Annotated in this window: 22 protein-coding genes and 1 pseudogene; 8 read left to right on the top strand and 15 right to left on the bottom strand. The window is 69.1% G+C overall.

All coding sequences use genetic code 11. The features are described 5' to 3' along the window. Positions 1–41: 41 nt before the first annotated feature. The 3 genes from A5789_RS33340 to A5789_RS33350 all read right to left on the bottom strand — a co-directional run bounded on the left by A5789_RS33340 (position 42) and on the right by A5789_RS33350 (position 2,827). Positions 42–830 carry an oxidoreductase gene (locus A5789_RS33340; RefSeq protein WP_064905682.1) on the bottom strand — a complete coding sequence of 263 codons (789 nt, stop codon included), beginning with the start codon at positions 828–830 and terminating at the stop codon, positions 42–44. Positions 831–901: 71 nt separating this feature from the next. Next, entirely contained in the window at positions 902–1,477 is a 576-nt protein-coding gene (locus A5789_RS33345) for a TetR/AcrR family transcriptional regulator (RefSeq protein ID WP_064905680.1), read from the bottom strand. Positions 1,478–1,486: 9 nt separating this feature from the next. Next, on the bottom strand, positions 1,487–2,827 hold the full coding sequence (locus A5789_RS33350; RefSeq protein ID WP_064905749.1) for an MFS transporter: 1,341 nt from the start codon (positions 2,825–2,827) through the stop codon (positions 1,487–1,489). A 354-nt stretch (positions 2,828–3,181) separates the two neighbouring features. Here A5789_RS33350 and A5789_RS33355 point away from each other — a divergent pair, with 354 nt between their 5' ends. Beyond that, positions 3,182–3,643, top strand: a complete 462-nt coding sequence (locus A5789_RS33355) for a thioesterase family protein (protein WP_082857200.1) — start codon at positions 3,182–3,184, stop codon at positions 3,641–3,643. A gap of 21 nt (positions 3,644–3,664) precedes the next feature. Here the strand turns inward: A5789_RS33355 and A5789_RS33360 are convergent, their stop codons facing one another. The 3 genes from A5789_RS33360 to pdhA are packed head-to-tail and all read right to left on the bottom strand — an operon-like array spanning position 3,665 to position 7,215. After that, positions 3,665–5,083, bottom strand: a complete 1,419-nt coding sequence (locus A5789_RS33360) for a dihydrolipoamide acetyltransferase family protein (RefSeq protein WP_064905678.1) — start codon at positions 5,081–5,083, stop codon at positions 3,665–3,667. 24 nt (positions 5,084–5,107) lie between these two features. Further along, positions 5,108–6,088: an alpha-ketoacid dehydrogenase subunit beta gene (locus A5789_RS33365; RefSeq protein ID WP_064905676.1), complete on the bottom strand. Its 981-nt coding sequence runs from the start codon at positions 6,086–6,088 to the stop codon at positions 5,108–5,110. Further along, positions 6,085–7,215 carry a pyruvate dehydrogenase (acetyl-transferring) E1 component subunit alpha gene (pdhA, locus tag A5789_RS33370; protein ID WP_064905674.1) on the bottom strand — a complete coding sequence of 377 codons (1,131 nt, stop codon included), beginning with the start codon at positions 7,213–7,215 and terminating at the stop codon, positions 6,085–6,087. The genes A5789_RS33365 and pdhA overlap by 4 nt, the downstream gene beginning before the upstream one ends. Before the next feature lie 186 nt (positions 7,216–7,401). On the opposite strand from pdhA, the pseudogene A5789_RS33375 reads away from it, so the two are divergent. The 3 genes and pseudogenes from A5789_RS33375 to A5789_RS33385 all read left to right on the top strand — a co-directional run. After that, positions 7,402–7,884 (top strand): annotated as a pseudogene (locus A5789_RS33375) (Lrp/AsnC family transcriptional regulator); the annotation flags it as partial. 188 nt (positions 7,885–8,072) lie between these two features. Continuing rightward, the gene (locus A5789_RS33380; protein WP_064905747.1) at positions 8,073–9,284 is read left to right on the top strand and encodes a benzoate/H(+) symporter BenE family transporter; all 1,212 of its coding nucleotides are present in this window, start codon (positions 8,073–8,075) and stop codon (positions 9,282–9,284) included. A 62-nt stretch (positions 9,285–9,346) separates the two neighbouring features. Further along, a complete protein-coding gene (locus A5789_RS33385; protein WP_063015879.1) occupies positions 9,347–10,162 on the top strand; it encodes a sulfurtransferase in 816 nt (271 codons plus the stop codon). Here the strand turns inward: A5789_RS33385 and atzF are convergent, their stop codons facing one another. Genes atzF through A5789_RS33410 form a run of 5 tightly spaced genes read right to left on the bottom strand, consistent with a single transcriptional unit; the run spans position 10,163 to position 16,712 of the window. Continuing rightward, positions 10,163–11,758, bottom strand: a complete 1,596-nt coding sequence (atzF, locus tag A5789_RS33390) for an allophanate hydrolase (protein WP_064905672.1) — start codon at positions 11,756–11,758, stop codon at positions 10,163–10,165. It abuts the gene before it with no gap. Positions 11,759–11,768: 10 nt separating this feature from the next. After that, the gene (locus tag A5789_RS33395) at positions 11,769–13,790 is read right to left on the bottom strand and encodes a 5-oxoprolinase/urea amidolyase family protein (protein ID WP_082941128.1); all 2,022 of its coding nucleotides are present in this window, start codon (positions 13,788–13,790) and stop codon (positions 11,769–11,771) included. Next, a complete protein-coding gene (locus A5789_RS33400) occupies positions 13,787–14,407 on the bottom strand; it encodes an urea amidolyase associated protein UAAP2 (RefSeq protein ID WP_030513661.1) in 621 nt (206 codons plus the stop codon). Before A5789_RS33400 ends, A5789_RS33395 begins: the two co-directional genes overlap by 4 nt. Continuing rightward, a complete protein-coding gene (locus A5789_RS33405) occupies positions 14,404–15,156 on the bottom strand; it encodes a DUF1989 domain-containing protein (RefSeq protein WP_064905670.1) in 753 nt (250 codons plus the stop codon). Before A5789_RS33405 ends, A5789_RS33400 begins: the two co-directional genes overlap by 4 nt. Before the next feature lie 32 nt (positions 15,157–15,188). Continuing rightward, positions 15,189–16,712 (bottom strand): amino acid permease, encoded by a 1,524-nt coding sequence (locus tag A5789_RS33410; RefSeq protein ID WP_063015871.1) that lies wholly within the window; start codon positions 16,710–16,712, stop codon positions 15,189–15,191. A gap of 217 nt (positions 16,713–16,929) precedes the next feature. On the opposite strand from A5789_RS33410, the gene A5789_RS33415 reads away from it, so the two are divergent. Further along, positions 16,930–17,598 (top strand): TetR/AcrR family transcriptional regulator, encoded by a 669-nt coding sequence (locus A5789_RS33415; RefSeq protein ID WP_064905668.1) that lies wholly within the window; start codon positions 16,930–16,932, stop codon positions 17,596–17,598. Between the two features lie 53 nt (positions 17,599–17,651). Here the strand turns inward: A5789_RS33415 and A5789_RS33420 are convergent, their stop codons facing one another. Then, positions 17,652–18,353, bottom strand: a complete 702-nt coding sequence (locus A5789_RS33420; protein WP_063015869.1) for an HNH endonuclease family protein — start codon at positions 18,351–18,353, stop codon at positions 17,652–17,654. 188 nt (positions 18,354–18,541) lie between these two features. On the opposite strand from A5789_RS33420, the gene A5789_RS33425 reads away from it, so the two are divergent. From A5789_RS33425 to A5789_RS33435, 3 genes are read left to right on the top strand one after another with little or no spacing between them, the layout of a single operon-like run. Then, positions 18,542–21,400 (top strand): DEAD/DEAH box helicase, encoded by a 2,859-nt coding sequence (locus A5789_RS33425; protein ID WP_064923017.1) that lies wholly within the window; start codon positions 18,542–18,544, stop codon positions 21,398–21,400. Then, positions 21,397–22,185 carry an SWIM zinc finger family protein gene (locus A5789_RS33430; protein ID WP_063015867.1) on the top strand — a complete coding sequence of 263 codons (789 nt, stop codon included), beginning with the start codon at positions 21,397–21,399 and terminating at the stop codon, positions 22,183–22,185. The genes A5789_RS33425 and A5789_RS33430 overlap by 4 nt, the downstream gene beginning before the upstream one ends. Before the next feature lie 16 nt (positions 22,186–22,201). Continuing rightward, positions 22,202–22,975, top strand: a complete 774-nt coding sequence (locus A5789_RS33435; RefSeq protein ID WP_064905664.1) for a helical backbone metal receptor — start codon at positions 22,202–22,204, stop codon at positions 22,973–22,975. On the opposite strand, the gene A5789_RS33440 is transcribed toward A5789_RS33435, so the two are convergent. The 3 genes from A5789_RS33440 to A5789_RS33450 all read right to left on the bottom strand — a co-directional run. Beyond that, positions 22,948–24,462, bottom strand: coding sequence for an NAD(P)/FAD-dependent oxidoreductase (locus tag A5789_RS33440; protein WP_063015865.1), 1,515 nt, complete (start codon positions 24,460–24,462; stop codon positions 22,948–22,950). The genes A5789_RS33435 and A5789_RS33440 overlap by 28 nt on opposite strands. A 93-nt stretch (positions 24,463–24,555) precedes the next feature. Further along, positions 24,556–25,641 carry an amidohydrolase gene (locus tag A5789_RS33445; RefSeq protein WP_064905662.1) on the bottom strand — a complete coding sequence of 362 codons (1,086 nt, stop codon included), beginning with the start codon at positions 25,639–25,641 and terminating at the stop codon, positions 24,556–24,558. A gap of 84 nt (positions 25,642–25,725) precedes the next feature. Next, a partial coding sequence (locus A5789_RS33450; protein WP_231956671.1) for a methylmalonyl-CoA mutase family protein occupies positions 25,726–26,619 on the bottom strand: 894 nt, incomplete at its 5' end.

The raw sequence follows: 26,619 nt of genomic DNA on the forward strand, positions 1-26,619 counted from the left end.
CCCTGGGCAACGGCCTGCGGCACAAGCGCGAGCGGTAGGGGTCAGGCGACTTTCAAGGTTCCGCCGTCGATGATGTAGTCGGCGCCGACGATATTGCCGGCCCGGGCTGAGACGAGGAAGGTGACCAGCGCGGCCACCTCCTCGGGCTCCGAGATCCGCCCCGAGGCGATGCCGAAACTCTCGCTGATTCCCGCGAGTAGATCATCGTGCGAGATGCCCTGCGCCGCAGCGAGTTTCCCGCCGAATCGGTTCGGGTCGCGCCAGAGCGGCGTGCCCACGACACCGGGGGACACGGTGTTGACGCGCACGCCGCGCGGGGCCAATTCCTCACTGAGGCGTTTGCTCAGCGAGGTGAGCGCGGCCTTGGCCTCGCTGTAGCCGATCGGTCCGGCCGCGGGCAGACGCGAATTGATCGAGGAGATGTTCACGATCGAACCGCGGCGTTCCAGCAGGCTGGGCAGCGCCGCGCGTGTGGTCCAGACGGCGCTGAACAGGTTGAGGTCGAACAGGGTTCGCCACTGCTCGTCGGTGATGTCGGTGAATGCGCCCAGCCCGAGCCGGTCGGCGTCGCCGCCGCCGACATTGTTGACGAGGATGTCGATGCCGCCGAGTTCGCGCAGTGCCGAATCGATCAGCGTGGTGGCGCCCTCGGAGGTGCCGAGGTCGACCGAATAGGCTGCGATGCTTGCCTTTTCGAGCTCCGGTGTGACGGTGCGCGCCGCGCCGACCACCAGCGCGCCCTCGGCGGTCAGCGCCTCGGCGATCGCCAGTCCGATGCCTCGGCTCGCGCCGGTGACGACGGCGGTCTTGCCGGTCAGTTCGAGGTCCATGAGGATTCCCTTTCTTGAACTTAAGGTCAAAAATTCAGGTAGGAAAAAGGGCCGCGACCGCGGCCCGGATATCAGAATGTGGTCAGTGCGGTGTCGATGATGCGGTGCAGGGCCTCCGCATCGCTGGTCTTGGCCATGACGCGCAGTCCCACGATGGTGTTCATCAGGAATTCGGCGGCGGCTCGCGGATCGGCGTCCTGTGCCACGTCGCCGTCGCGGCGACCCTGATCGATCCGCTCGGCCAGGGCGGACATGGTGTGCTCCTGCATGGTCCGGACCGCCTTCGTGATCTCGGCATCCCGCGCGGAGAATTCGGTAGCGGTGTTCACCGCCAGGCAGCCACGCCGAACAGGCTGCGCCACATCGGAATCCACCAGAAACCGGATGAACGCGCCGATGCACTCCCGTGCCGTCCCCGGCCGCGCCATGAACTCGCCGACTACTTCCGACCCCATCCGGTCGTAGCGGTTCAGCACCCGCTCGAACAGCTCCCGCTTACTGCCGAACGTGTTGTACAAACTCCCCTTCCCGATCCCGGTCGCCTCGGCCAGCTGCGCCGGCGAAGTATTCGCATACCCATGAGTCCAGAACGCATCCATCGCCCGATCCACCACGGTCTCGGTCTCGAAGTTGCGCGGCCTGCCCATACCGCAACCCTACGAGTTTTTGTCCTCCAGGTCAACAACTCGGTGTGCGTCCCCGACGGTCCCGGCGAACCAGGCGCAGAGCAGGACGGCTATCAGGGGGAAGGTGAAGGCGAGGGTGAGGGAGGTGAGTTGGGCGAGCCAGCCGATGACCGAGGGGCCGGCGAGGAAGCCGAGGTAGCCGACGCCGAAGACCTTGGACATGTCGGTGGCGGCGGTGGTGGTGCCCAGATTGCCTGCGGCGGTGAAGATTTGGGGGACGCCGCCGGCGAGGCCGAGGCCGGCGAGGATCCAGCCCGTGAGGCTCAGCGGCAGCCACGGCGAGACCATGATGACGGCGAGGCCGGCAGCGCCGAGGACCGAACCCCAGCGGACGACGGCGACGCGGCCGAAGCGTTCGCTGACCCGGTCCGCGGTGAAACGGCCGACGGTCATCGCGATGGAGAACGCGCCGAACGACAGTGCGGCGGTGGCGTCGCCGACCCCCAGGTGTTCGTGCGTCTGCAGGGCGCTCCAGTCGTTGGCCACGCCCTCGGCCATCAGCAGGGCGAAAGCGATGGCGGCCAAGGCCAGTACCTTCGGCGGGAGCAGACGCCGGATGCGCCGCCGCACGGATTCGCCGTGTCGGGTGCGGGAATCCTGCGATGCCACGGCGGATTTCACGTCCGATTCGCGAGCCACCGCGGCAGCGGTGCCCGCGTGGTCGGCGGCCGGCGCGGCGTATTCGGCGGCGCTCGGTTCGACGTGCGAGGTCGTGTGCGGGCGGGGGAGCAGACTCGGCGCACTGGCCAGCATCACCAGCAGGCCCAGCACCGCCGCGACCGCGAAACTCACCCGGATATCGGCGCCGGCGTGCATGGCCGCCGCGCCGGCGAGCGAACCGACCAGGCCGCCGCAGGAGAAGAGTGCGTGGAACGCGGCCATGATCGGCCGGCCGTAAACCCGCTCGACCTGCACGGCTTGGGCGTTCATCGACACGTCGAGCGCGCCGTTGCCGAAACCGAAGATCGCGAGCGCAAGGCCGAGCTGGATCGGCCCGGTCGCCCACGCCGGCCCGCTCACCGCCACGATCAGCCAGCTGACGGCGGCGGCGACCAGAGCCCGGCTGCCGAAGCGGTCGGCGAGCGGACCCGCCGCCTGCATACCGACGATGCCGCTGCCGGCCATCACCAGAATCAGTAATCCCAGGGTTCCGTGCGATACCCCGGTGCGATCGGTGATGACCGGAATGTGCACCACCCACATCGCGGCCAGGAACCCGTTGAGCGCGAAAGTCGCGAACACCGCTGCCCGCGCGCGGCGAGCGGCCGGAGCAACCGTCCCGCGCCGTGTCGTCTCCACCGATGAATGCATCGATTCGACGGTACCGGGCGCGCACCGATTGTTCACCGCACGAGAGGCCGTGCCGGACCGGGCGGCCCGGCACGTGGATCCCCTTGGGGCCCAACACCCGAAGCGCCTGCCCCGCGGGTACGACTCCGGAGCGGAGGAGTGCGTCGAAGCGTCGTTGATTCGGCGGCGCCGACCGCGGTCGGCGGCTCCCCGTCTCCCGAACGATCACGGCATCGTCGACGTCACCGCACGGGCCCCGGATGTAACCGGTTTCGATTCGAGTGTATGACCTACCACCGACACGTTTCGGCGGCGCGCCGGGTTCACCGCCGCCTCCGCCCGCGTCGCTGAGGTCGCGTCACTATTGTCGGGGCGGTGACCACACAGCAGGACTACCCGGTGCTCTGGCCGGTGCCGACCCGATGGGCCGACAACGACCACTACGGCCACGTCAACAACGTGACCTACTACTCGTACTTCGACACCGCGGTCAACGCCTGGTTGATGGCCGCGACCGGCACCGACATCCGGGAACTGCCCGCGATCGGCGTGGTCGCCCAGACCTCGTGCCAGTATCTGGGCTCGCTGAGTTTTCCCGACCAACTGCGGGTGGGGCTGCGAATCAGCCGCCTCGGTCGCTCCAGCATCACCTACGATCTGGCGATCTTCCGAGTCCTGGACGCCGGCACCGCCGCCGACACCACAGGGGAAGATCTGGAGTTGGCCGCCACCGGCACCTTCGTGCACGTCTACGTGGACAACGAGACTCGCAAATCGGTCGAGATCCCGGCGATCATCCGCAGCGCCGCCGCCGCGCTGGTGACCGACGAGACCTAGGCGCCGGCGCCCCGGGGGACCTCAGACCCGGCCCAGCAGGGTCAGCGGATCCTCGAGCAGTGAGGCCACCGTCGACAGGAACCGCGCGCCGAGCTCACCGTCGATCATGCGGTGATCGAAGCTCACACCCAGCGTGGTGATCCACCGGATCGCCGGTTCGTCGCGGTACACCCAGGGGCGTTTCCGGATCGAACCCAGGCACAGAATCGCGCCTTCGCCCGGGTTGACCAGCGGCACACCGGTGTCCACACCGAAGACACCCACATTGCTGATGGTGAAGGTGCCGCCGCGCAGATCGGCTGGGGTCGCCGAGCCGGCGCGCGCCACATCGGCGAGCCAGCCGATCTCCCGGCACAGTTCGCGCAGGCTCAGCGACTGCGCCTCCTTGATGTTGGGGACGAGCAGGCCGCGTTCGGTGGCCACGGCGATGCCGAGATTGACGTAATGCTTGGTGACGATCTGATCGGCCTCGGCGTCCCAATAGGAGTTGATCCCCGGGAATTCGGCGATCGCCGCCAGCGTCGCCTTCGCGACCAGCGCCAGCGGAGTGAGCGACAGGCCGGTGAAGGAGTCGGTGCTGCGCAGGTGGTCGAGCAGTTCCATCGAGGCGGTGAAATCGGTGGTGACGAACGCGCTGGCCTGCGGGATGGTGCGGGCGCTGGTGGTCATGGCCGCGGCGATGCGCTTGCGGACGCCGCTGACCGGGGTGCGGGTTTCGCGTTCGCTCGGCGTCGGCCGGATGACGCCGCCGTCGGGCCGCATGGTCGGCACCGGCGGGGCGGCCGGACGGGGCGCGTCGGCGGCCTCCTCCTCGGTCCGCACTCGGCGCGGCGGCTGCGATACCGGCACCGCGTGGCGCACATCCTCGACCGTCACCGCCCCACCCGGACCGGAGCCGGCCACGAAGGCGATATTGATACCGAGTTCGCGAGCCAGCTGGCGGGCGGCCGGAGTGGCGGGCGGGCGGCCCGGGAACTCCGGCGGAATCTCCTCGCCGCGTGCGGGCGCGGCCGAATGCGGCTTCGCCGCACCGTTTTTCGCGGAGCGACGCCGGGTGGGCGCTTCGGCCCCGGGGCCGTAACCGACGAGCACCGACGTACGGCCCTCGGCGGCCCCGGAAGCTTCGCCGGTAGCCCCGGAAGCCGCGGCTGCCGTCGTGGAAGCTTCGCCGGCATCGGCGCGCACTCTGATCAGCGGTGCGCCGACCGCCACCGTTTCACCGGGCCGGGCCAGCAGCTCGGCGACCTGCCCGGCGAACGGACACGGTAGTTCCACCTGCGCCTTGGCGGTCTCCACCTCGGCGATGGTCTGATTGAGCTCGACGGTATCGCCGACGGCCACCGACCAGGAGATCAGTTCGGCCTCGGTCAATCCCTCCCCGAGATCGGGCAGCCGGAACTCGAGTATGTGATTGTTGTCGTCCACAGCACGGTCTTCCAACGGGCACCTCTGTCCGAACAGTTATCAGGCGGCGAAGGTTCGATCGACCGCGTCGAGAATGCGGTCCGGGTCTGGCATGTGGTGCCGTTCGAGCTTAGCCGGGGGATAGGGGATGTCGAAGCCACCGACGCGCAGGACCGGCGCCTCGAGGTAGTAGAAACACCGTTCGGCGACGCGCGCGGCGATCTCGGCACCGAGTCCGGCGAAGACGGGCGCCTCGTGTGTGACGATCAGCCGGCCGGTCCGGCGCACCGATTCCTCGATGGTGTCGAAGTCGATCGGCGACAGGCTGCGCAGATCGATCACCTCGAGTGAATGTCCCTCTCCGGCCGCGATTTCGGCCGCCGTCAGGGCGGTGGCGACCATCCCGCCGTAGGCGACGAGGGTGGCGTCGTGGCCCGACCGGCGGATGTGTGCCCGGTCCATGGGCAGCGGATCGGCGTCCAGAGCGGTGAAATCGAGATCGGCCTTGTCCCAGTAGCGTCGCTTCGGTTCGAAGAAGACGACCGGGTCGTCGCACGCGATCGATTGGCGCAACAGTCGATACGCGTCCTCGGGCGTGCTCGGCGACACCACGCGCAGTCCGGCGGTATGCGCGAAATACGCCTCCGGTGACTCCGAATGATGTTCGACCGAACCGATTCCGCCGCCGAAGGGAATCCGGATGGTGATCGGGGCGCGGACCTTGCCCTGCGTGCGGTAGTGGATCTTGGCGACCTGCGAAACGATCTGGTCGAAGGCCGGGTAGACGAATCCGTCGAACTGGATCTCGCACACCGGCCGCAGACCGCGCAGTGCCATTCCGAAAGCTGTTCCGATGATGCCGGATTCGGCCAGCGGCGTGTCGATGACGCGATTGTTGCCGAAGTCCTTCTGCAGCGTGTCGGTCACCCGGAATACGCCGCCGAGCCGCCCGATGTCCTCACCCATCAGCACGACCTTCGGATCGTCCTCCAAGGCCCGGCGCATCCCCGTGTTCAGCGCGTTCGCGAAGGTGGTGATCATGCCCGTACTCCTTCCTCGAAATCCGCCAGGTATCCGGAGTACTCGTCGCGCTCGGCGGCGATCAGGGGATGCGGGGTGGTGTAGACGTGCTCGAACAGCTGCATCGGATCCGGATCGGGCATGTCGATGGTCGCGGTGCGGACCGCGGCACCGACCGCGTCGGCGCGTTCGGTGACCCGCCGCTCGAAGTCGCTGTCCCACAAACCCTCTCGCTCGAGCAGCCGTCGCATGCGGTCGATCGGGTCGCGGCGCTTCCACAGTTCGGTTTCCGCGGCCGAACGGTAGCGGGTGGGATCGTCGGCGGTGGTGTGCGGGCCCATCCGATAGGTAATGGCCTCGATGAACGAGGGGCCGCCGCCGGCGCGGGCGCGGGCGACGGCCTGGCGGGTCACCGCCAGCACCGCCAGCACGTCGTTGCCGTCGACCTGGACACCCGGTATGCCGTACCCGTAGGCGCGCCGGACGATCGGCGTCTGGCTCTGCACCTCTACCGGTTCGCTGATCGCCCAGTGGTTGTTCTGGCAGAAGAACACCACCGGCGCACTCCAGGTGGCGGCGAAGCCGAGCGCCTCGGCGATATCGCCCTGACTGCTGGCGCCGTCACCGAAGTAGGTCAGCACCGCGATCTCCGCACCTTCCAGGTGTGCGGCGTAGGCGTAGCCGGTGGCGTGCAGGCCCTGAGAGCCGACGACGATGGCCGGATTGGTCATATTGATCTCGTCCGGGTCCCAGCACGAATGTGCGACGCCCCGCCACAGCCGGGTGATGAGAGTGGGATCCACGCCGCGGCAGTAGGCGACACCCGCCTCGCGGTAGCTGCAGAAGACATAGTCGTCGTCGTGCAGTGCGCGAGCCGAGCCGATCTGCGATGCCTCCTGCCCGAGCAGCGGGGCCCACAGGCCGAGCTGGCCCTGCCGCTGCAATGCGGTGGCCTCGACGTCGATGCGGCGGGTGACGACCAGGTCCTCGTACAGTTCGCGCAGTTCGGCCGGACCGATATCCGCGATCAGGGCCGCGTGCTCGCGGTCGAGAACGCGGCGCCCGTCGGGCTGGACCAGTTGCACGGGATAGGGGTTCGTCCCGGTGTCGTGCCTGGTTGTGGTGTTGTGCGCGGTGGTGTTGTGCACAGCCGTCACCTCCTCGTTGCCGCGTACGACGGGGTCTTCCGTCCCTCGCGATCCGGCGGACTGCTCTTCGCCAGCTGTGTGCTGTACTTCACAGCATCCACGATTGAGCGGGATGCGCAAGTGGCGACACGCGAACTGTGCAGAATGCTCGATCCCGACCGGGTAGGAGCTGTCATACTGCGTAACATGCCCAGTGCCGAACCCGCCCCGGCGACTATCGACGCCACCGACGCCCGGCTGCTGCTGGAACTGGTTGCCAACCCTCGTGCCACCGGGGTGGAACTGGCCACGCGGCTGGGGCTGTCCCGTAACACCGTGCAGGCCCGGCTCGCCCGATGGGAGGCCGCCGGTGTGCTGGCCGGATTCGAGCGGCGGGTGGACCCGCGCGCACTCGGTTACCGGCTCGCGGCCTTCGTCGCGGTGGTGGTCGATCAGCATCGGCTCGCCGACGTGGTGGCCGAACTCGCCGAGATCCCCGAGGTCACCGAGGTGTGCGGCACCACCGGGCAGACGGATCTGACCGTTCGCGTGGTCGCGCGCGACGCCGACGATCTGTATCGGATCACCGGCGCGATCCTGAAGATCGCGGGCGTGCAGCGCACCAATATGGCGCTGGTCATGCAGCAGTTGGTCGGGCCGCGCACCGCGCCGCTGCTACAGCGACTGGCCGGAGCCGACGAGGCGGCAGCATCGCGACAGGATGCCGGACGAAACGACGCAGGGCGATCCGATGCCGGCGAGAATTCGGTCCAGTTCCGGCGTACTGGCCGCTGACGGCGGGGCCAGCCGCCCGCGAAGATAGCTCGGTGACTGCCACCGATTCCGCCTCCCGCCCGCCCGATGTCGCCGAGGGGCAGATGGGCCTCCGAGCGGCGGTCGAGGGCGAACACGGGCCCGGCGGTACCGGACAAGCGGTCGGCGCCGGGATCATCGCGGCGCTGGTCGGTTTCACCAGTTCGTTCGCCGTCGTGCTGGCGGGACTGACCGCGGTCGGCGCGACACCGGCGCAGGCCGCCTCGGGCCTGCTGGCCGTCTGTGTCACCCAGGCACTGGGCATGTGGATCCTGAGCCGGCGCTATCGCATGCCGATCACCCTCGCCTGGTCGACTCCCGGTGCGGCGCTGCTGGCCGGCGCCGGCGCGGTAACCGGCGGCTGGCCCGCGGCGGTGGGGGCGTTCGCGGTCACCGGCTTATTGATCGTTCTCACCGGCTGCTGGTCACGGCTGGGCCGGCTGATCACCGCGATCCCGGTCGAGATCGCGCAGGCCATGCTCGCCGGTGTCCTGCTGCCGCTCTGCCTCGCGCCGCTGCGGGCCCTGACCACCTCGAGTGCGGCAGTGGTGGCGCCCGTGCTGGTGGTGTGGGTGGTGCTGCAGCGGTACGCGCAGCGGTGGGCGGTGCCCGGCGCCTTCGCCACCGCGGTGGCCGGGGCGGGAATCTCGATGATCGCCGGACATCGCTCGATTCCGGTCGCCGATCTGATTCCGAAACTGGAAATCACTGTGCCGCACTGGAGTTGGCAGGCCGTCATCGGCATCGCGATTCCGCTGTACGTGGTCACGATGGCCGCGCAGAACATACCCGGCGTGGCGGTCTTGAGCTCGTTCGGCTATCGGGTGCCGTGGCGGGCGTCGATGACCGTCACCGGCCTGGGAACCATCGTGGGCGCTCCGGCGGGCGGGCATGCGATCAACCTGGCCGCGATCAGCGCGGCGTTGGCGGCCGCGCCCTCGGCCCATCCCGATCCGCGCCGGCGCTGGGCGGCCACCATGGCCGCCGGGGCGTCCTATCTCGTGCTGGCCCCGGCCGCCGCGGCGCTGGTCGCGCTCGCCGCCGCCGCGCCCGCCGGTGTGCTGGAAACCGTTGCCGGACTTGCCCTCCTCGGCACCTTCGCCGCCGCCCTCACCGCGGCGCTCGGGGTGGCCGAACATCGCGTCGCGGCCACGGTGACCTTCCTGGTCTCGGCCTCCGGGATCGCGGTGTTCGGCATCGGTGCCGCGTTCTGGGCGGTGGTCGCGGGCCTGGTCGTGCGGTGGATGCTGACTCGCCGGGACGCGCCCGTGTCGTAGGCTGACACGTGTTCGCGTCACGGGTACATCTGTTGACTGAGGAGCCGGGCTTGACCGCCGTACTGATCTCCCCCGAAGAACTCCGGAAATCGCTGGCGGACAGCGAGAGCCGGACGCATCTGCTGGATGTGCGCTGGGCGCTGGGCGATCCCGACGGTCCCCAGCACTATCTCGCCGGCCACATTCCCGGTGCGATCTTCGTCGATCTGGAGACCGAGCTGGCCGCCCCGCCCTCCCCGGCGCACGGCCGCCACCCGTTGCCGACGCTCACTCACCTGCAGAAATGCGCGCGCAGCTGGGGACTGCGCACCGGGGAGCCGACGGTCGTCTACGACGCCACCGGCGGCATGGCCGCCGCCCGGGCGTGGTGGCTGCTGCGCTGGGCGGGCCTGCGCGACGTGCGCATTCTCGACGGCGGCCTGCCCGCGTGGGAACGCGGCGGCGGCGATCTGGCCGTCGGCACCGAACCCGACCCGGCGCCCGGCGACGTCGTGCTCACCCCCGGCAATATGCCGGTGGTGGATGCCGACGAGGTCGCGGGCTGGCCGGGCGCGCTGCTGGACGCGCGAGCCGGGGAACGCTATCGCGGGCAGGTCGAGCCGATCGACCCGCGCGCCGGCCACATTCCCGGCGCGGTGAGCGTGCCGACCGTGGAAAACCTCACGTCCGAGGGCACTTTCAAAACTCCGGACCAGTTGCGGGCGCGGTTCTCCGATCTCGTCTCCGGTCCGGTGGCGGTCTACTGCGGTTCCGGGGTGACCGCAGCGCACCAGATCGCGGCGTTGTCGGTCGTCGGAGTGTCGGCCGCGCTGTACCCGGGTTCGTGGTCGCAGTGGTCGTCGGATCCGGAGCGTCCGGTCGCCACGGCCCTGGATTGATCAGCCCACGGCCCCGGCCGCGAGGGCCGCGCGCCAGTCACCGTATTCGCTGATGTCCTTCCCTTCCGCCGCGGCGGTCCCGTCACATCCGAATGCGGTGTGCCAGGTGCCGTCGTCGAGTTCGACGGCGCCCAGCTGCATCGGCGCCGGTAATGCGGCGAGGAAGCGGCCGAGAGCGGCGGGGGAGAGCAACCAGCGTTCGCCCCCGACGGACACACCGCCCTCGCAGCGGGTCACCGCGGGTTTCGGTGGGGTGGTGTCCAGGGCGGCGAGGCGATAGGCCGCGGCCGTGCGTACCGGCCCGGCCCAGCGCGCGCCGAGCGCATGCAACTGGTGTTCCAACGGCTGGCCGCGCAGATGTGCCCCGAACACGATCAGCTCGCACACCGGCGCCACCGCCAGGGGCCACGGCCGCGTGATCTCCGCATCACCGGTGACCGCCACGGCGATGTCCAAGGCCACCGCATCCTCGAACGGCCGAGCGAAAACCGTGACGCCGAAACAGGATTCGCCCGCCGTGCCGGCCGGAACGGCCACCGCGCACAGATCGAACAGATTGCAGAAGTTGGTGTAGGTGCCCATGCGGGAGTTGATCCCGATCGGATCCGTCTCGACCTGCGCGATGGTGGGATGCATCGGGGCGGTCGGCGCGAGCAGGGCGTCGGCGTCACCCAGACTGTCCATCGCGAGGGCGCGCAAGCGCTCGAGTTCGGCGCGATCGGCGACCAGCCGATGCGCCGGAATCGCGCCCGCGGCGCGGATGATGCTCGCGACGGTGGGGTCGACGGCGTCGGGGCGCGACTCGACGAATTCGCCGACCGCGGCGTATCTTTCGGCGACCAGCGCACCGTCGTAGAGCAGCCGGGCCGCGGCCAGGAACGGCTCCGGGGCGATCTCCACGATGGTCGCGCCGCGCTGCCGTAACACGGCGACGGCCCGCTCGAAGGCCGCCCGCCACACCGGGTCGAGTTCCGGCAGGTCGGCGAAGATCGCGACGGTCGGGCGCGGCGGCGCCGCCAGCCTGGTATCGGCGGGCCAGGCACGTCCGGGCGCCTCGGCGGCCATCACTCCCATCGCCTGGTCGGCACGTGCCGGGTCGGCGGCGAAGATCGTCACGCAATCGTAGGAACGGCAGGCCGGGACGACCCCCTCGGTGGAGACGACTCCTACGGTCGGTTTGATGCCGACGATGCCCTGCAGCGCCGCCGGAACGCGCCCGGAACCCGCGGTATCGGTGCCGATGGCGATATCGGCCGCACCGGTCGCGACGGCCACCGCCGACCCGGAACTCGAACCGCCCGAGATGAATTCGGGCCGCCGCGAATCGGAGACCGGACCGTAGGGCGAGCGGGTGCCGACCAGACCGGTCGCGAATTGATCCATATTGGTCTTGCCGGCCACCACCGCACCCGCGGCGCGCAGGGCCGCGACCGCGGGCGCGTCGCGGTCGGGTAGATAGGCGTAGTCCGGGCAGCCTGCGGTCGTCGGCAGGCCGGCCACGTCGACGTTGTCCTTGACGGCCACCCGCAGGCCTGCCAACGGTCCCGGGCCGTGCGGGCCCGGATCGTCGGCACAGCGGTGAATCCAGATGCTCACGTCGGTGTCCTCATCCTCGTTCGTGCAATTCGCCCGCCGCCTGCCACGAAGCACGCTCGGCGGCAAAGGCTTCCGCCTGAACCGCACGGAAGGCGGCGATGGATTCGGCGTTGGCGGACAGGAAATCGCGGTATTCGGCGAGACGGAATTCGCCCTCCTCCGCACGCAGTACGCCACGGCCGCGGCCGACGTCGGCCCGCAGGTCCAGCAGTTCCTCCGCGGATACCGGATACCAGCGGATGCGATCGAAATACCGCAGTAGCCAAGGATCTTCGGCCTCGCCGGTGGACCGGTGGTTCCACACCTGCGTGGTCCGGCCGACGAATTGATATCCGCCGGGCCCCTCCATGCCGTAGATGCACAGGTAGGCGCCGCCGATGCCGACCGCATTCTCCGGCGTCCAGGTGCGGGCCGGATTGTATTTGGTGGTGACCAGGCGATGGCGCGGATCGGTCGGCGTGGCGACCGGCGCGCCGAGGTACACGTCGCCGAGCCCGAGCACGAGGTACTCGGCGGCGAAGACGGTATCGAAAACTTCTGCGACCGTGCCCAATCCGTTCATCCGGCGAATGAACTCGATATTCCACGGGCACCACGGCGCATCGGCCCGCACGCCGTGCATATAGCGGATGATGGCCTCCCGTGTGGCCGGATCGTCCCACGAGAGCGGCAGGTGCACCGTGCGGCTGGGCACCACCAGTTCCGCGGCCGAGGGCAGGGCGGATTCGGCCTCGCGCAGCAGTCGCAACAGTTTCGGCGTGGCCAGCCGGTCCGGATCGAAACGCACCTGCAGCGAACGGATTCCGGGTGTCAGTTCGGTGATCCCCGGCTCGGCGTATTCGAGCAGATGCCGGTGCAGGGCGTGGACGCGGGCGCGCAGCCCGAGATCCAGTGTCATATCACCGTATTCGACGAGTACACCGTCGTCGCCGGCGCGGCGATAGGTGACGGCGGTGGTGTCGTCGGCGTCGGCGCGGGCCAGGATGCCGTCGTCGCTGTCACCGCCGTCGGACAGTACGATCGGCCAGTCGGCGCGCCGGGCCGGGCCCAGGGCGCGGATCGAGGCGGCCCGGTCGGCGCGCACCGGAACGAAGCGCACGGTGTCACCGGGGCAGAGCTGGCCGAGTTTCCAGCGCTCCGCCGCGACAACCGTGACGGGACAGACGAATCCGCCGAGGCTGGGACCGTCCGGCCCCAGCAGGATCGGCGTATCACCGGTGAAGTCCAGGGCGCCGACCGAATAGGCGGTGTCGTGGATGTTCGAGGGATGCAGTCCGGCCTCGCCGCCGTCGCTGCGCGCCCAGTGCGGTTTCGGCCCGATCAGCCGCACTCCGGTTCGATCGGAGTTGAAATGCACCTCGTAGTCGGTGCCGAGGATGGTGTCGATATCGGCCCGGGTGAAGAATTCCGGTGCGCCGTGCGGACCCTCGGTGACCGCGAGTTCCCATCGTCGCGTCAGCACCGGCTGCTCGGCCATCGGCACCCCGGCCCCGATGGGGCCGGTCGCCTCGCCCAGGGGTAACCGGTCGCCGTCCCGAAGGGCGGCGCCGGTGCCGCCGCCGAACCTGCCGAGCGTGAAAGTGGCTGCGCTGCCGAGATAGTCGGGCAGAGCCAGACCGCCGGCGAACAGCACGTAGGTCCGCATCCCCGGCCCCTGCACAGCGCCTATATCCAGCGTGCCGCCCGCCGGGACCTCGACGGTGCGCCATTGCCGTACGCGCTCGCCGTCGACGGTCACCGTCGCGGGCGCACCGGTCACGCACACCCGGGTCGCGGTGCGGAATCGCAGCGCCGGCCCGGCGAGGGTGCATTCGAGTCCGGCGGCGCCCTCGTCGTTGCCCAGCGCGCGGTTGCCGAGCCGGAACGACAGGTCGTCCATCGGTCCCGACGGCGGGACACCGACGTGCCAGTAGCCGACACGGCCCGGCCAGTCCTGCACGGTGGTGAGCATGCCCGGGCGCACTACCTCGATGTCGGCGGCTTCTGTGTCCGGAGTCGTTGTGCCGAACTCGATTTCGGTCGCTGTCGTCATTGCGTCACCACCATGCGTACCGGCGTCGGGTCGAATCCGTTGCAGGGGTTGTTGATCTGCGGGCAATTGGAGATCAGGACGAGGGTGTCGATCTCGGCACGCAGCGTCACCGACTTGCCCGGTGCGGAGAGCCCGTCGACGATACCGAGGGTGCCGTCGGCCTCGACCGGAACGTTCATGAACCAGTTGATATTCGAGACCAGATCGCGTTTGCCGAGCCCCCATCGCAGCGCCTCGGTGAGGAAGTTCTCCACGCAGGCGTGCTGATGGCGCGTGTGGTGGCCGTAGCGCAGGGTGTTGGATTCCTGCGAGCACGCGCCGGCGATGGTGTCGTGGTTGCCGACCTCGTCGGCGACCACGGTCATCAGTGCCGTGCCGGATTCGGCACGGAGCACGCTGCCGGTAGTCAGGAAGATGTTGCGCTGGGCGGCGACGGTCGCTTGGGCGCTGTAGCGGTCGGCGTGGTCGGCGGCCGAGTAGAGCAGGCAGTCCACCGCCTGGTTTCCGTACAGGTCGATGATCTGCCACTGCTGGCCCGCCCGGACCACGGTCGACCACGGCGCGCAGGCGGCCACGGTCTCGTCCAGGACGACGGTGCGTTCGGTCACGGTGGTCATGCGATCGCCTCCGGATCGTGTGCGGCCAGCCAGGCCTGTTCGGTGTTCTGCACGGCCCGGCGACATTCCGGCTCGGTGTCTTCGGTGCCGTCCGGCTCCCCGGCGCCGCGCCAGGCGACGACGTCCAGCGGCGTGGCGGGCCGGTCGTCGAGCGGATGCGTGCCGTTGGCGATCAGGACCGTCAGCGACAGGTGGATCAGCAATTCGACCGAGCTGCCCGGGCCGGCGCTGCCGGTGGCCGTGAGGGTGCCGTCCGCGCCGACCCGCACACCGCGGAACAGTGCGACCGAAGGGCCGATATCGCGCGGTGTGAGACCGTGTTTCGCTCCCGCGACCCGCAGCGTTCGCCGTACCTCGGGGGTCGGGCCGCACAGCGTGTCGTGCCGGCCGGACGTGTCGGCGACGATCGTGGCGAGGACGCGCCCCTGATCCGAGAGCAGCGGATGGCCCGGGCCCGGGTAGGCCTGCCACGGAACCTTGATCGTGTCGGCGACGTTCAACCGTTCCCACGGTGCCTCGGCCCGCAGGAGCAGCAGGTGGGCACCGGCGGCGCCGTCCGGATCGGCCAGCCGGAGCCGGGTGCCGCGGGCGAGCACCGCGGTGGTGTATCCGTTGCCCGGAACCCGTTGGGCGAAGGTCACTTTCGTGGTGTCGAGGCCGTCCGGCAGGTCGGGGCCGGCGACGGTGGCGGCCGCGGCTTGCGCTCGCGCGTGGTCGCGGGCGCCCACGGTGGAGGCGGTTGCGGACATGGTGTCTCCTCGCAGTCGGATGGAAAGGTTCCTCAGGCGGGTTGCGGCGCGGGCCGGGCCTCGGCCGCCGCGGCGCGGGGTGTGACGATGCGGTGCACGACCGCGCCCACCGCGACGGTCAGGAGCAGGAACAGCGGTGCGGCCCAGAGCATCCACCAGCCGCCACCGGCGGGCGTGTACACCTCGGCGCGCGGCCAGGCCAGATTCACCGCCATCGCGATGCCCCACACCACCGCGGCGACGTTCACCGCGATGCCGTAGCGACCCAGCGAGAACAGGCCGGGCTCGGCGGCGGGCAGCCCGCGCAGCCGCCGGATCAGCAGCGGCACGGTGACCAGCAGATATGCCACATACAGCGTCACGATGCAGACGCTGGCCAGCGTCGCGAACAGCGCGGCGTTGCCGAGATTCACCACCAGCAGCGCCACGGCGAGCACGCCGATGATCACCGCGGGCAGGATCGGGGTGCCGAAGCGCGGGTGCACGGCGGCCAGCCGAGACGCGAACGGCAGGCGGCCGTCGCGGGCCATCGAGAAGATCAGCCGTGAACCCGCGGTCTGAATGGCCAAGGTGCACACCGTGATCGCCACCGCGACACAGCTCAGCAGCACGGTGCCCGCCGGACTGTCGAGTTTGGCGGTGATCACGTAGGCCAGTCCGTCGGTGGCCAGGTGACCGTCGCTGACGCTCGGTGCGGCCATCAACGCGCCCAGCAGGAGCAGGCCGCCGCCGAGGGCGGAGGCGGCGAGCGCCAGCAGGATGGTGCGCGGTGCGACCCGGCGCGGATTCTTGGTCTCCTCGGAAAGCTCTCCGGCGGAATCGAATCCGACCATCACGTAGGCGGCCATCAAGCCGGAGACCAGAAACGCCGCCCAGTACGGGCCGGGCGCCGCCTGGTCGGTCTGCAGGACCACATCGGCGCCGCGTTCGGTATGGGTGAAGAACAGGGCGATGACGGCGAGCACACCCACGATTTCGACGGTGACGCCGATCGAATTGATCCGGGCCATCAGATCGATGCCGATCACATTGATCACCGTCGTGATCACGAGCAGCACGCTGCCCAGCAGGACCGCGTTCGCCGCGCCGTCGGTGGAGGTGAGGGCGGTATCGGTGCCGACCAGTTGGAAGCCGCTCCAGATCGAGGGCAGGACCACCTGTAGCGCGATGGCGGCCGCGGCGGCGGTGACGATCTGGGCGATGATCATCATCCAGCCCGCGAACCAGCCGACCACCTCACCGGCGAGCCGGCGCGACCACTGGTAGATGCAGCCCGAGATGGGATAGCGCGCGGCGAGTTCCGCGAAATTCAGCGCGACGAGGAACTGGCCGGCGAACACGATCGGCCAGGTCCAGAAGAACGCGCCGCCGCCGAAACCGTAACCGAATCCGAAGAATTGGAAGATGGTGGTGAGGATCGAGACGAAGGAGAATCCCGCGGCGAACGAGGCGTAACGGCCGAGTTTGCGATGCAGCACCGGCTGATATCCGAAACGTTCGAGATCGGCGCTGTCACCGATCGGGGATTGCGAGGGGGGATCGAGCGTGATGGCCATGGGCTGTCCTTCGGCGTCGCGGCCAATATCTATCAGATGACAGTTTTGCGGGCCGGATCGCGCTTTCGGTGACGGCTGTGTATCGCTTGCGGTAACCCGCGTAACGTCTGCGTTGCCGGTATTTCTGTCGAGTGACAGATATTTCACAACCGCAGGTGGGACGTGGTGCGCGGCGTAGAGCCGGTCCGCGCGGCGGTGGCGATGGCAGGATGAGACGGTGACACACCTGGGTCCGGGCCGTCCTCGCGTCGATCAGCGCAGCCGTCGCGGGCGGACACCGCGCGCCGAGATCCTCGACGCCGCAGCGGAATTGTTCACGGCCAACGGGTACGGCAGCACGTCCACGCGCGGTATCGCCGACGCGGTCGGTATCCGGCAGGCGTCGCTCTATCACCATTTCGCCGCCAAGGACGACATCCTGGACGCGCTGCTCGCCGAAACCATCACCGGCCCTTTGGAATTGGCCGAGCGGTTGCGTGCCGAACCCGATCCGGCCGCGGTGCGGCTGTACGCACTGGCCCGGGCCGACGTGCGCCAGCTGTGCGCCGCCAAATGGAATCTCGGCGCGCTGTATCTGCTGCCCGAACTGCGCAGCGACCGATTCGCCGACTTCCGCAGCCGCCGAGCCCGGTTGCGCCGCCACTACGAGGAACTGGCGGCGGCGGCGATCGAGGCCGCACCCGCCGGCGTCCCCGGCGCGCATGTCCTGCCCTTCCGGATGGTGGAAACGGTTATCAACATTCGCTCCGACGAGGGCACCGCCCCCGACTACGCGGAAACCGCCATCCCCGACGCCGCGCTGCGGGTACTCGGTGTCACCGGCGACCCGGCCGCGCTGCGCGCCGCCGCCCAGCGGCTGCTCCGGCGACTGGATGCGGGCGAATAAGTTCGACCGGGCCGGCAAACGGTTCGCGAGTATCGGCCGAGCCGATCGTCGCATCAGGGGCATTGCCGTGCGATGCGGGCGAGCGCGGCGTGGTCGGCGGCGGTGATCGGCAATCGGTACTGCGCCGCGGTGGTGAGATATTTGCCGGCGTAGAAGCAGTGATAGGCGCCGGCGGGGGGAAGCCAGTCGGCGGGTGTGCGGTCGCCCTTGTCCATATTGGCCGGGCCGTCGACGGCCAGCAGATTGAATTCGATGTCGTTGGCGAAGCGCATCCGCTGTTCGGGCGACCAGGCCGCCGCACCCAGATCCCAGGCGGCGGCCAGCGGGTAGACGTGGTCGATCTGCACCTCCCGGGCCCGCGCCTTGTCGAAGGTGATCGCGCGGCCGGTGTACGGATCCCGCAGCGTGCCCGCGAGCACCACACAATCGTCGGTACCCGGCCGGAATCGCACCTCGCGCAGCTGCCGTGCCAGCACTCCGTTGCGCGAATCGCACCCGTCGTGCCCGCCCGGCCCGTCCTGGTCGTCCGACCATGCCGGTCCGAACACGCATCCGTGCCCCGTCCCGCAGTCCCGGTCGTACCCGCCCGGGTGCGGACGCCGGGCCACCACGGCCACCGCCCCCAGCAACTGCTCGATCCGGGCCCGGCTCGGGCTCCCCGGCGCGGGTTCGGGCCCTCCGATCACCCCACACCCCGCCACCGTCACCAGCACGACGATCCCCGCCGCCCATCCGAAACCTCGTCCCCACCGCATAACGCAGATCTACCGACCCCGCCCGACAACTTCCGCACCGGAAGTCACGCACGGGGTGCGTTCGTTCGATACGTCCGGATGGCGCGCTGCGGTACAGCCGGGCAGTACCGTCATGCGCGGTCTGTGCACTGCTCGCCTCCGCACCGGCCACGGACGGGCGTGTCGGTGGTGGCTGATTGGATGGGGACATGCTGCACGGTTTGTGGTCGCCCGGATCGGGGTTGGTGCTCTGGCGCCTGCCCGGGTCGGCGGCGCAGCCGGCCGCGGACGCCGGGGGTGAGCTGCCCGATCCGCTGGGGACGGTCGCGCGGACTGCGCGGTTTCGGCATCGGGTGCGGGTCCTGGTGGCGGGAGATTCCGGGCCGGAGGTCGTCGAGGTGCGAGGGCATGCCCTGGCGCCGGAGGTGGCCGCCCGCGTCCTCACTCAGCCGCTGCCCGACACGGCGGTGGCGGCGGATCTGCGGTTTCTCGCGCATGCGGCCCGGGGACTGCGGCGCTGGGTCCGGGCGGGGCGGATCGTGCCCGAACTGCATCGCGCCGACGGCGAGTGGTGGGTGCGGTGGCGGCTGGTCGGCGGCCGGCGGCAACGGGCCTGGCTGGCCGAACTGGCCGCGGCGATGCCGCCCGCGCTGCGGGTGCCCGATGCCCGGTCCGCGTCCTCGATCCTCGAGGATTTCGTCGCCGAACTCGCCGACCCGCTCGTCCGGCTCGAGCTGAGTGTCCGGGAACCGTCGCATCCGCTGACGGCAGCGCTGGTCGCGGAGGTCCCGCTGGAATCGGGATCGCATCGGGTGGCCTCGGTGCTCGACGAGTGGCGCGCGAGCCTCACCGCCGGCGAGCCCGAACTGGTGCTGCGCCTACTCGAACCGGACGACGATCCCGACGACGACCCGCAGGCGGTCGACGCCCTGTGGCGGCTCGAAGTCTGTCTCCGCTCGGAAGGCGAAGCGCCGCAACCGGTTCCGATCCAGGGCGACCCGGCGTTGATCCGGCTCGCCGGGGAGAAGGTGGCGGCCGCGATCCAGGCCTACCCGCGGCTGCAGCAGGTCCCGCGCGATCCGTACGGAATGGATTTCCTGCTCCCGACGCCGGTCGTGCAGGAGCTGGTCGCCCACGGTGCGCACGAATTGCGTTCGGCCGGTGTGCATCTGATGCTGCCGCGCGCATGGCGCATCGTCTCGCCGAGTATGCGGCTGCGGGTGCAGTCCCCGGCCGCGACCGAAACCGCGGTCGGACTCAGTGGATTGGTCTCCTACCGCTGGGAACTGGCCCTGGGCGATACCGTCCTCACGCCGGCGGAAATGAGCCGGCTCATCCAGGCCAAATCGGATCTGGTGCGGCTGCGCGGCCACTGGGTGCAGGCCGATCAGCGCAGCCTGGCCGCCGCGGCCGCCTATCTGGAGGGCAAGGTCGACGAACGCCCGGCGACCCTGACCCAGCTTCTGGGCGAGATCGCCGCCACGCAGGTGCGCCAGGTGCCGATCGAGGAGGTCACGGCGACCGGCTGGGTTCGCGAACTGTTCGACGGTGTCCACTCCGGCGATCCGGTCGACCCGCCCGCCGGCTTGAAGGCGCAGCTGCGCCCCTACCAGCTGCGCGGACTGTCTTGGCTCGCGACGATGAATCGTCTCGGTTGCGGCGCCATCCTCGCCGACGATATGGGCCTCGGCAAGACGGTGCAGGTGCTCGCGCTACTTCTGCACGAGAACGAAAGTCCCGCAACCGATTCCGTCCCGGGGCCGACTCTGCTGGTGTGCCCGATGTCGGTGGTCGGCAATTGGCAACGCGAAACCGAACGCTTCGCCCCCGGGCTGCGGGTGCTGGTGCATCACGGCTCGTCACGACGCTCCGGTCCGGAGCTGGACGCGGCCGTGACCGATTCCGACCTGGTGCTGACCACCTACGCGCTGCTGGCGCGCGATGTGGAGGAGTTGAAGCGCCAGCCCTGGGAGCGTGTCGTCCTCGACGAGGCGCAGCACATCAAGAACGCCGCGACCCGTCAGGCTCGCGCCGCCCGCGCGATTCCGGCCCGGCATCGGCTGGCGCTGACCGGCACTCCGGTGGAGAACCGGCTCGAGGAATTGCGGTCGATTCTCGATTTCGCGGCGCCGAACGTGCTGGGCAAACCGTCGGAATTCCACGCCCGCTTCGCGGTGCCGATCGAACGCGAACACGACGAGAACGCCGTCAGCCGCCTGCGCGCCGTCACCGCACCGTTCGTCCTGCGCCGAGTGAAAACCGATCCCTCGGTCATCTCGGATCTGCCGGAGAAGTTCGAGATGACGGTGCGCGCCAACCTCACGGTCGAGCAGGCCGCGCTGTATCAGGCGGTGGTCGACGACATGCTCGCGCAGCTAAAGGCTTCCCGGGGTACCGGCTCCAGCGCGGTGAACATGGCTCGCCGGGGTGCAGTCCTGGCCGCGCTCACCAGGCTGAAACAGGTGTGCAACCATCCCGCGCACTACCTCGGCGACGGATCGGCGCTGCTGCGGCGGGGGCGCCACCGCTCCGGCAAGCTGGCCCTGGTCGAGGATGTGCTGGAGTCGGTGCTGGCCGAGGGGGAGCGGGCGCTGCTGTTCACCCAGTTCCGGGAATTCGGCGATCTGATCACGCCGTATCTGAGCGAGCGGTTCGGCACCGCGATCCCGTTCCTGCACGGCGGTGTCGCCAAGAAGCGCCGCGACGGGATGGTGGAACGCTTCGCCGAGTCCGACGGACCGCCCATCATGGTTCTGTCCCTGAAGGCCGGTGGTACGGGCCTCAATCTCACGGCCGCCAATCACGTGGTGCACCTGGACCGCTGGTGGAATCCGGCGGTGGAGAATCAGGCCACCGACCGCGCCTTCCGCATCGGTCAGCGCCGCGATGTGCAGGTGCGCAAACTGGTCTGTGTCGACACCATCGAGGAGCGCATCGACGATATGCTCACCGGCAAACAGGAATTGGCGAATCTCACCGTCGGCACCGGGGAGAACTGGATCACCGAACTGAGTACCGACGAATTGCGCGATCTGTTCGCGCTCGGCGCCGAGGCGGTCGGCGAATGAGTCCGGCACCCGATTTCCCGGTCCCCGATTTCAGCGTCTACGGGAAGCGCCGCCCGGTGCGCGGCGGCGTCGAACCACGCAGCCGCCGTGGGTCTTTCGCGCGAACCTGGTGGGGCCGGGCCTTTCTGGAAGCTGTGGAGGAGGTCGCGGATGCGGGCCGGCTCTCCCGGGGGCGCACCTACGCCCGCTCGGGGCAGGTGGTCAGCTACCACATCGAGCCCGGGGCGGTGGCCGCCGAGGTCCAGGGCAGTCAACCGCGGCCGTTCACCTCTGTGCTGACGCTGCGGGTGTTGCGCGACGACCGGCTGGACGAGCTGGTCGAGCAGGTCCGCGGCACACCGGGCATGCTCGCCCAGCTCGCCTCCGGCGCCCTGCCGCAGGAGCTCGGTCCGCTGTTGCTGCCCGGCACCGCCGCCGAACTCGATTTCTCCTGCACCTGCCCGGACGACGGCTGGCCGTGCAAGCACGTCGCCGCGCTGTGCTACATCGTGGCCGAACGCCTCGACGAGTCCCCGGCCATCATGCTGACCCTGCGTGGCCTCGATCTCGACACTCTGATTCGCGGGGTGCAGGAGGACAGCGGCCCGACGATCTCCGACGACCTCTACGGCGAGAACGTCGCGCTGCCCGAGCTGCCGGCACCGCAGTTCCGTGCGGCGATCGAGGACCTCGATCCGATTCCCCTGCGGCAGGCGTTGCGGATGACCAGTGAGGACGAAGCCGTCGCCGAGGCCGGTATGCGGGAACTCCGTGCCCTGTACCGCGCCCTCGAGAGCTCCGGCTAGCCCCTATGCTGGCCTCGTGCCCGAAGATCTCGTCGACGATCTGAATGCCGCGGTTGCGCTGCGGCGTCCGGTCCGTCGGGTGATCTCGCTGGTTCCGTCGCTGACCGAAGCGATCGCGGCGAGCCGCCCGGAGTTGCTGCTCGCCGCCACCGACTGGTGTACCCATCCGCCGGAGCTGGCGGTCGAACGGGTGCGGGGGACGAAGAATCCGAATCTGCGCCGGATCGCCGAGCTGGCGCCGGATCTGGTGGTGTGCAATCAGGAGGAGAACCGCCGCCTCGATGTCGAGCGGATGCGCGAGGCGGGAATTCCGGTGTGGGTCACCAGGATTCGCACCGTGGACGAGGCGTTCACCTCGATGACGCGACTGTTCGGTATCGCCCTGGGCGGCGCGGTGCCGTCGTGGCTGACCCGGGCCCGCGCGGTCTGGTTCGCGCCCGCGCCGCATCCGCCGATCGATGCGGTGATCCCGATCTGGCGCAAGCCGTGGATGGTGGTCGGTCGCGATACGTTCACCGCGGACCTGGCCGGACGCCTGGGGCTGAACCTGGTGCACGCCACGGGTCCCGAGCGCTATCCCACGGTGACGGAATCCGAACTGGTACAGGGTGTTCGGCTGGCGGTGCTGCCGGACGAGCCGTACGTGTTCACCGCGACCGACGGCCCGGAGGCGTTTCCGGGCATCCCGGTCGCCCTGGTGAGCGGCCGCGATCTCACCTGGTACGGCCCGTCGCTGGTCGAGGCGCGCGAGCGGCTGACCGCTCAGCTGGCCCGGGTGGTCGGCAGCTGAGCCGGGATCCGTTCGAAGCTGTAGTCGCGCAGATCGAAATGCGCAGCGCGCCAGGCCGCTTCGACGGTGCTCATCGGTTTCAGCGGCACATCGCCGTGTTTGTCGAAGTAGTAGCTGTTCGAGACCGCGCAGCTGTCCTGCCAGAACACCTGTCCGTCGCGGCGTTCGAGCATTTCCCGGAAGTATCGCTCGTTGGCCGCCGCGGTGACCTCGATGCGGCCGGCCCGCTTGCTCCGCGCGTGCCGCAACAGCCGCACAATGTGCTGGGTCTGCATCTCGATCAGCGTGAAATACGACGCGCCGTTGTATCCGTAGGGCCCGATGATCGAGAAGAAGTTCGGAAAGCCCGGCACGCTGACGCCCTCGTAGGCCTGCAGGCGGTTCTCGTCCCACCACTTCTCGAGATCACGGCCGCCGACGCCGGTCATCTCGAAGGTCGGCATGTTGCCCGATTCCATGACCTTGAAGCCCGTCGCGAGGATCAGCACGTCGGCCGGGTATTCGGTTCCGTTCGCCGTGCGCACGCCGGTGGGGGTGATCTCGGCGATCGGATCGGTTTCCAGCGTCACGTTGTCGCGATTGAAGGTCGGCAGGTAATCGTTGGAGAAACCGGGCCGCTTACATCCGAGCGCATACCGCGGGGTGAGTTTGTCCCGGATCGCCGGGTCGTGCACCTGGCGCCGCAGATGGGCCAGTCCGGAGCGCTCGCCGAGTTTGGCCAGGGGCAGCTTCGAATAGTAGTGCGCCGACAACGGGAAGGTCAGTTCGACGAACGCCTGGCTCGCCAGGCGCGAAACCGCCTGTCCGCCCGGCAGATACCGCAGTGCCCAGCGGGCGGGCGCGGGCAGCGTGGCGTCCGGCCGCGGCAGGCACCAGATCGGCGTGCGCTGGAATACCGTCAGCTCGGCGACCTCCGGGGCGATCGAGGGAATGACCTGCACCGCGGAGGCTCCGGTCCCGATGATCGCCACGCGCTTTCCGCGCAGGTCCCGGTCGTGGTCCCAGCGTGAGGTGTGCATGGTGATGCCCGAAAACGATTCCACGCCAGGAATATCCGGCAGTTTCGGCCGGGTCAGCACTCCGGTCGCACCGACGACGTAGCGCGCGGTCAAGCTCTCACCGTCGCTGGTGCGCAGCGTCCACACCGAGGCGTCCTCGTCGAATTCCGCGGCGGCGATGGTGGTGCTGAACCGGATGCGCGGTCGCAGCCCGTACTTGTCCACGCAGTGTTCGGCGTAGTCCTTCAATTCCCGGCCGGGTGCGTAGACGCGCGACCACCGGGTGCTCTGCTCGAACGAATACTGATAGCTGAACGAGGGGATGTCCACGGCGATGCCGGGGTAGGTGTTCCAATGCCAGGTGCCGCCCACGCCGTCGGCGTCGTCGACGATGAGGAAGTCCCGGAAGCCGGCCTTCCGTAACGCGATGGCCACCCCGATACCGGAAAATCCGGCGCCGACGATGATCACTTCGTGGTCGATGGCCATGACTGCTCCTGTGCCGTCCTCGGCCAGGGCACCTGACTGGCCGCACCTGCCACCAATTAACCGCGCGGTGGCCGGGATGTCAATGGTCCGGCCTCAGGCCAGCAGTTCCGCGTCGATGCCGTAGGTTCGCTGGGCGTTGGTGCGGAAGACCTGCTCGAGCTCCTCGGCGCTGCCGCCGCGGTCGGCCAGTACGTCGATCACCGCCTGCGCGCCGTTGGCGATACTCGTAATCGGTTTGTCCACAGGGTAATTCGAACCCCAGATCAGCCGCTGCGCACCGAAGACGTCGAAGGCGTGGTGCAACAGCGGCGCGGTGCGGTCCAGTAGGTCGGAGACGGGTGTCGGTACGCCTCGCATCGGCACCGGATGGCCGAGGATCGGCATGGCCAGCCCGCTGACCTTCGCCATCACATTCGGATGGGTTGCGAGCGTGGCGATATCGTCGCGCCACTGTACGAACAGTTCGCGGCGCCGGCCCGGTTGGGTGCCGGTGCTCTTGCCGACCGGGCCGAATATCCCCGCGGGTGTGCCGAGATGGTTGAGCACGATGGTGACCTCGGGATAGCGCCGGGCCAGGGCGGTGACCTGCGGGATCTGATGCGAGTAGACCCAGGCCTCGAACGACAGCCCGCGTTCGGCCAGAACCGCGAAGCCGTCGAGGAAGGCCGAATCGGTCAGTGCGCCCTCGGCCCGGCAGAACGACCGCACCCCGGGGTCCGGATGGTGAGCGACCATGGTGCGGATACCGCGGAACAGCGGTGACGCGGACTGATGCTTGTCGATGAGTTCGGCGAATCCGGGCGCGGCCGGATCGCCGCTGCCGATGATCGCGCCCAGGGCCGGGGTGTCGACCCCGAACGGCAGGCTGGCCACCCACCGCGTTTCGTCCGCCTTGGCGTCCGGCGCGCGTCCGGCCCACTCCACCTCGATGTGCACCAGCGCCTCCACCGGCACCGTGCCCAGGTCCTCGCGGTAATCCGCGGGCAGATACGGCCGCAGATACGCATCGGGAGTGCCGACGAAATCGCGGTCCCGCTTGGGAGCGAGCCGAGCGGCCTTGTCGACCGGCACGGGCACGAACCGGAACAGTTTCGCCAGCATGCTGAAATCCCGCGGGGTGTTCAGCGGATCCCACTGATGGATGTGCGCATCCACAACGCTGATACCGGCGAGGTCCATGGCGCCCTTCCGTCGCGTTCGACTGTCCGCTCTCCGGCATTGTCACACGCCCGTACACACCGGCGGGTCACATCCGAACCCTTGTCACACATTGCGGCGGTATTGCCCGCCGACGGTGAAGAAACAGTCGGTGATCTGCTGCAGAGTGCAGACCCGTGCGGCGTCCATCAGCACGTCGAAGACGTTGTCGTCGCCGCGTGCGGCGGCCTCGAGCCGGGCCAGTGCGGCCTGCGCCGGCTCGCGATGCGCGGTGACGAATTCCTCGGTGCGACGCAGCTGCGATTGTTTCTCGGCCTCGGTACCGCGGGCCAGTTCCAGCACTTGATGGGTTTCCCCGTTCGGATTGCGGAACGTGTTCACTCCGATGATGGGCAGCGTGCCGTCGTGCTTGCGGTGTTCGTAGCGCATCGATTCGTCCTGGATGCGCCCGCGCTGATATCCGGTCTCCATCGCGCCCAGCACCCCGCCGCGTTCGCTGATCCGCTCGAATTCGGCGAGCACCGCCTCCTCCACCAGATCGGTCAGTTCGTCGATGACGAAACTGCCCTGTAGCGGATTCTCGTTCATCGCCAGGCCCCATTCCTTGTTGATGATCAACTGGATGGCCAGGGCGCGCCGCACCGATTCCTCGGTGGGTGTGGTCACCGCCTCGTCGTAGGCATTGGTGTGCAGGCTGTTGCAGTTGTCGTAGATGGCGATCAAGGCCTGCAGCGTGGTGCGGATATCGTTGAAGTTCATCTCCTGGGCGTGCAGCGAACGCCCGGAGGTCTGAATGTGGTACTTCAACTTCTGCGAGCGGTCGTTGGCGCCGTATTTGTCGCGCATCGTGATCGCCCAGATCCGCCGGGCCACCCGCCCGATCACCGAATACTCCGGATCCATGCCGTTGGAGAAGAAGAACGACAGATTCGGTGCGAAATCGTCGATGGCCATGCCACGCGCCAGATAGGCCTCGACATAGGTGAATCCGTTGGCCAG

The organism is Nocardia sp. 852002-51101_SCH5132738 (genome assembly GCF_001665695.1).
GTDB lineage: Bacteria > Actinomycetota > Actinomycetes > Mycobacteriales > Mycobacteriaceae > Nocardia > Nocardia nova.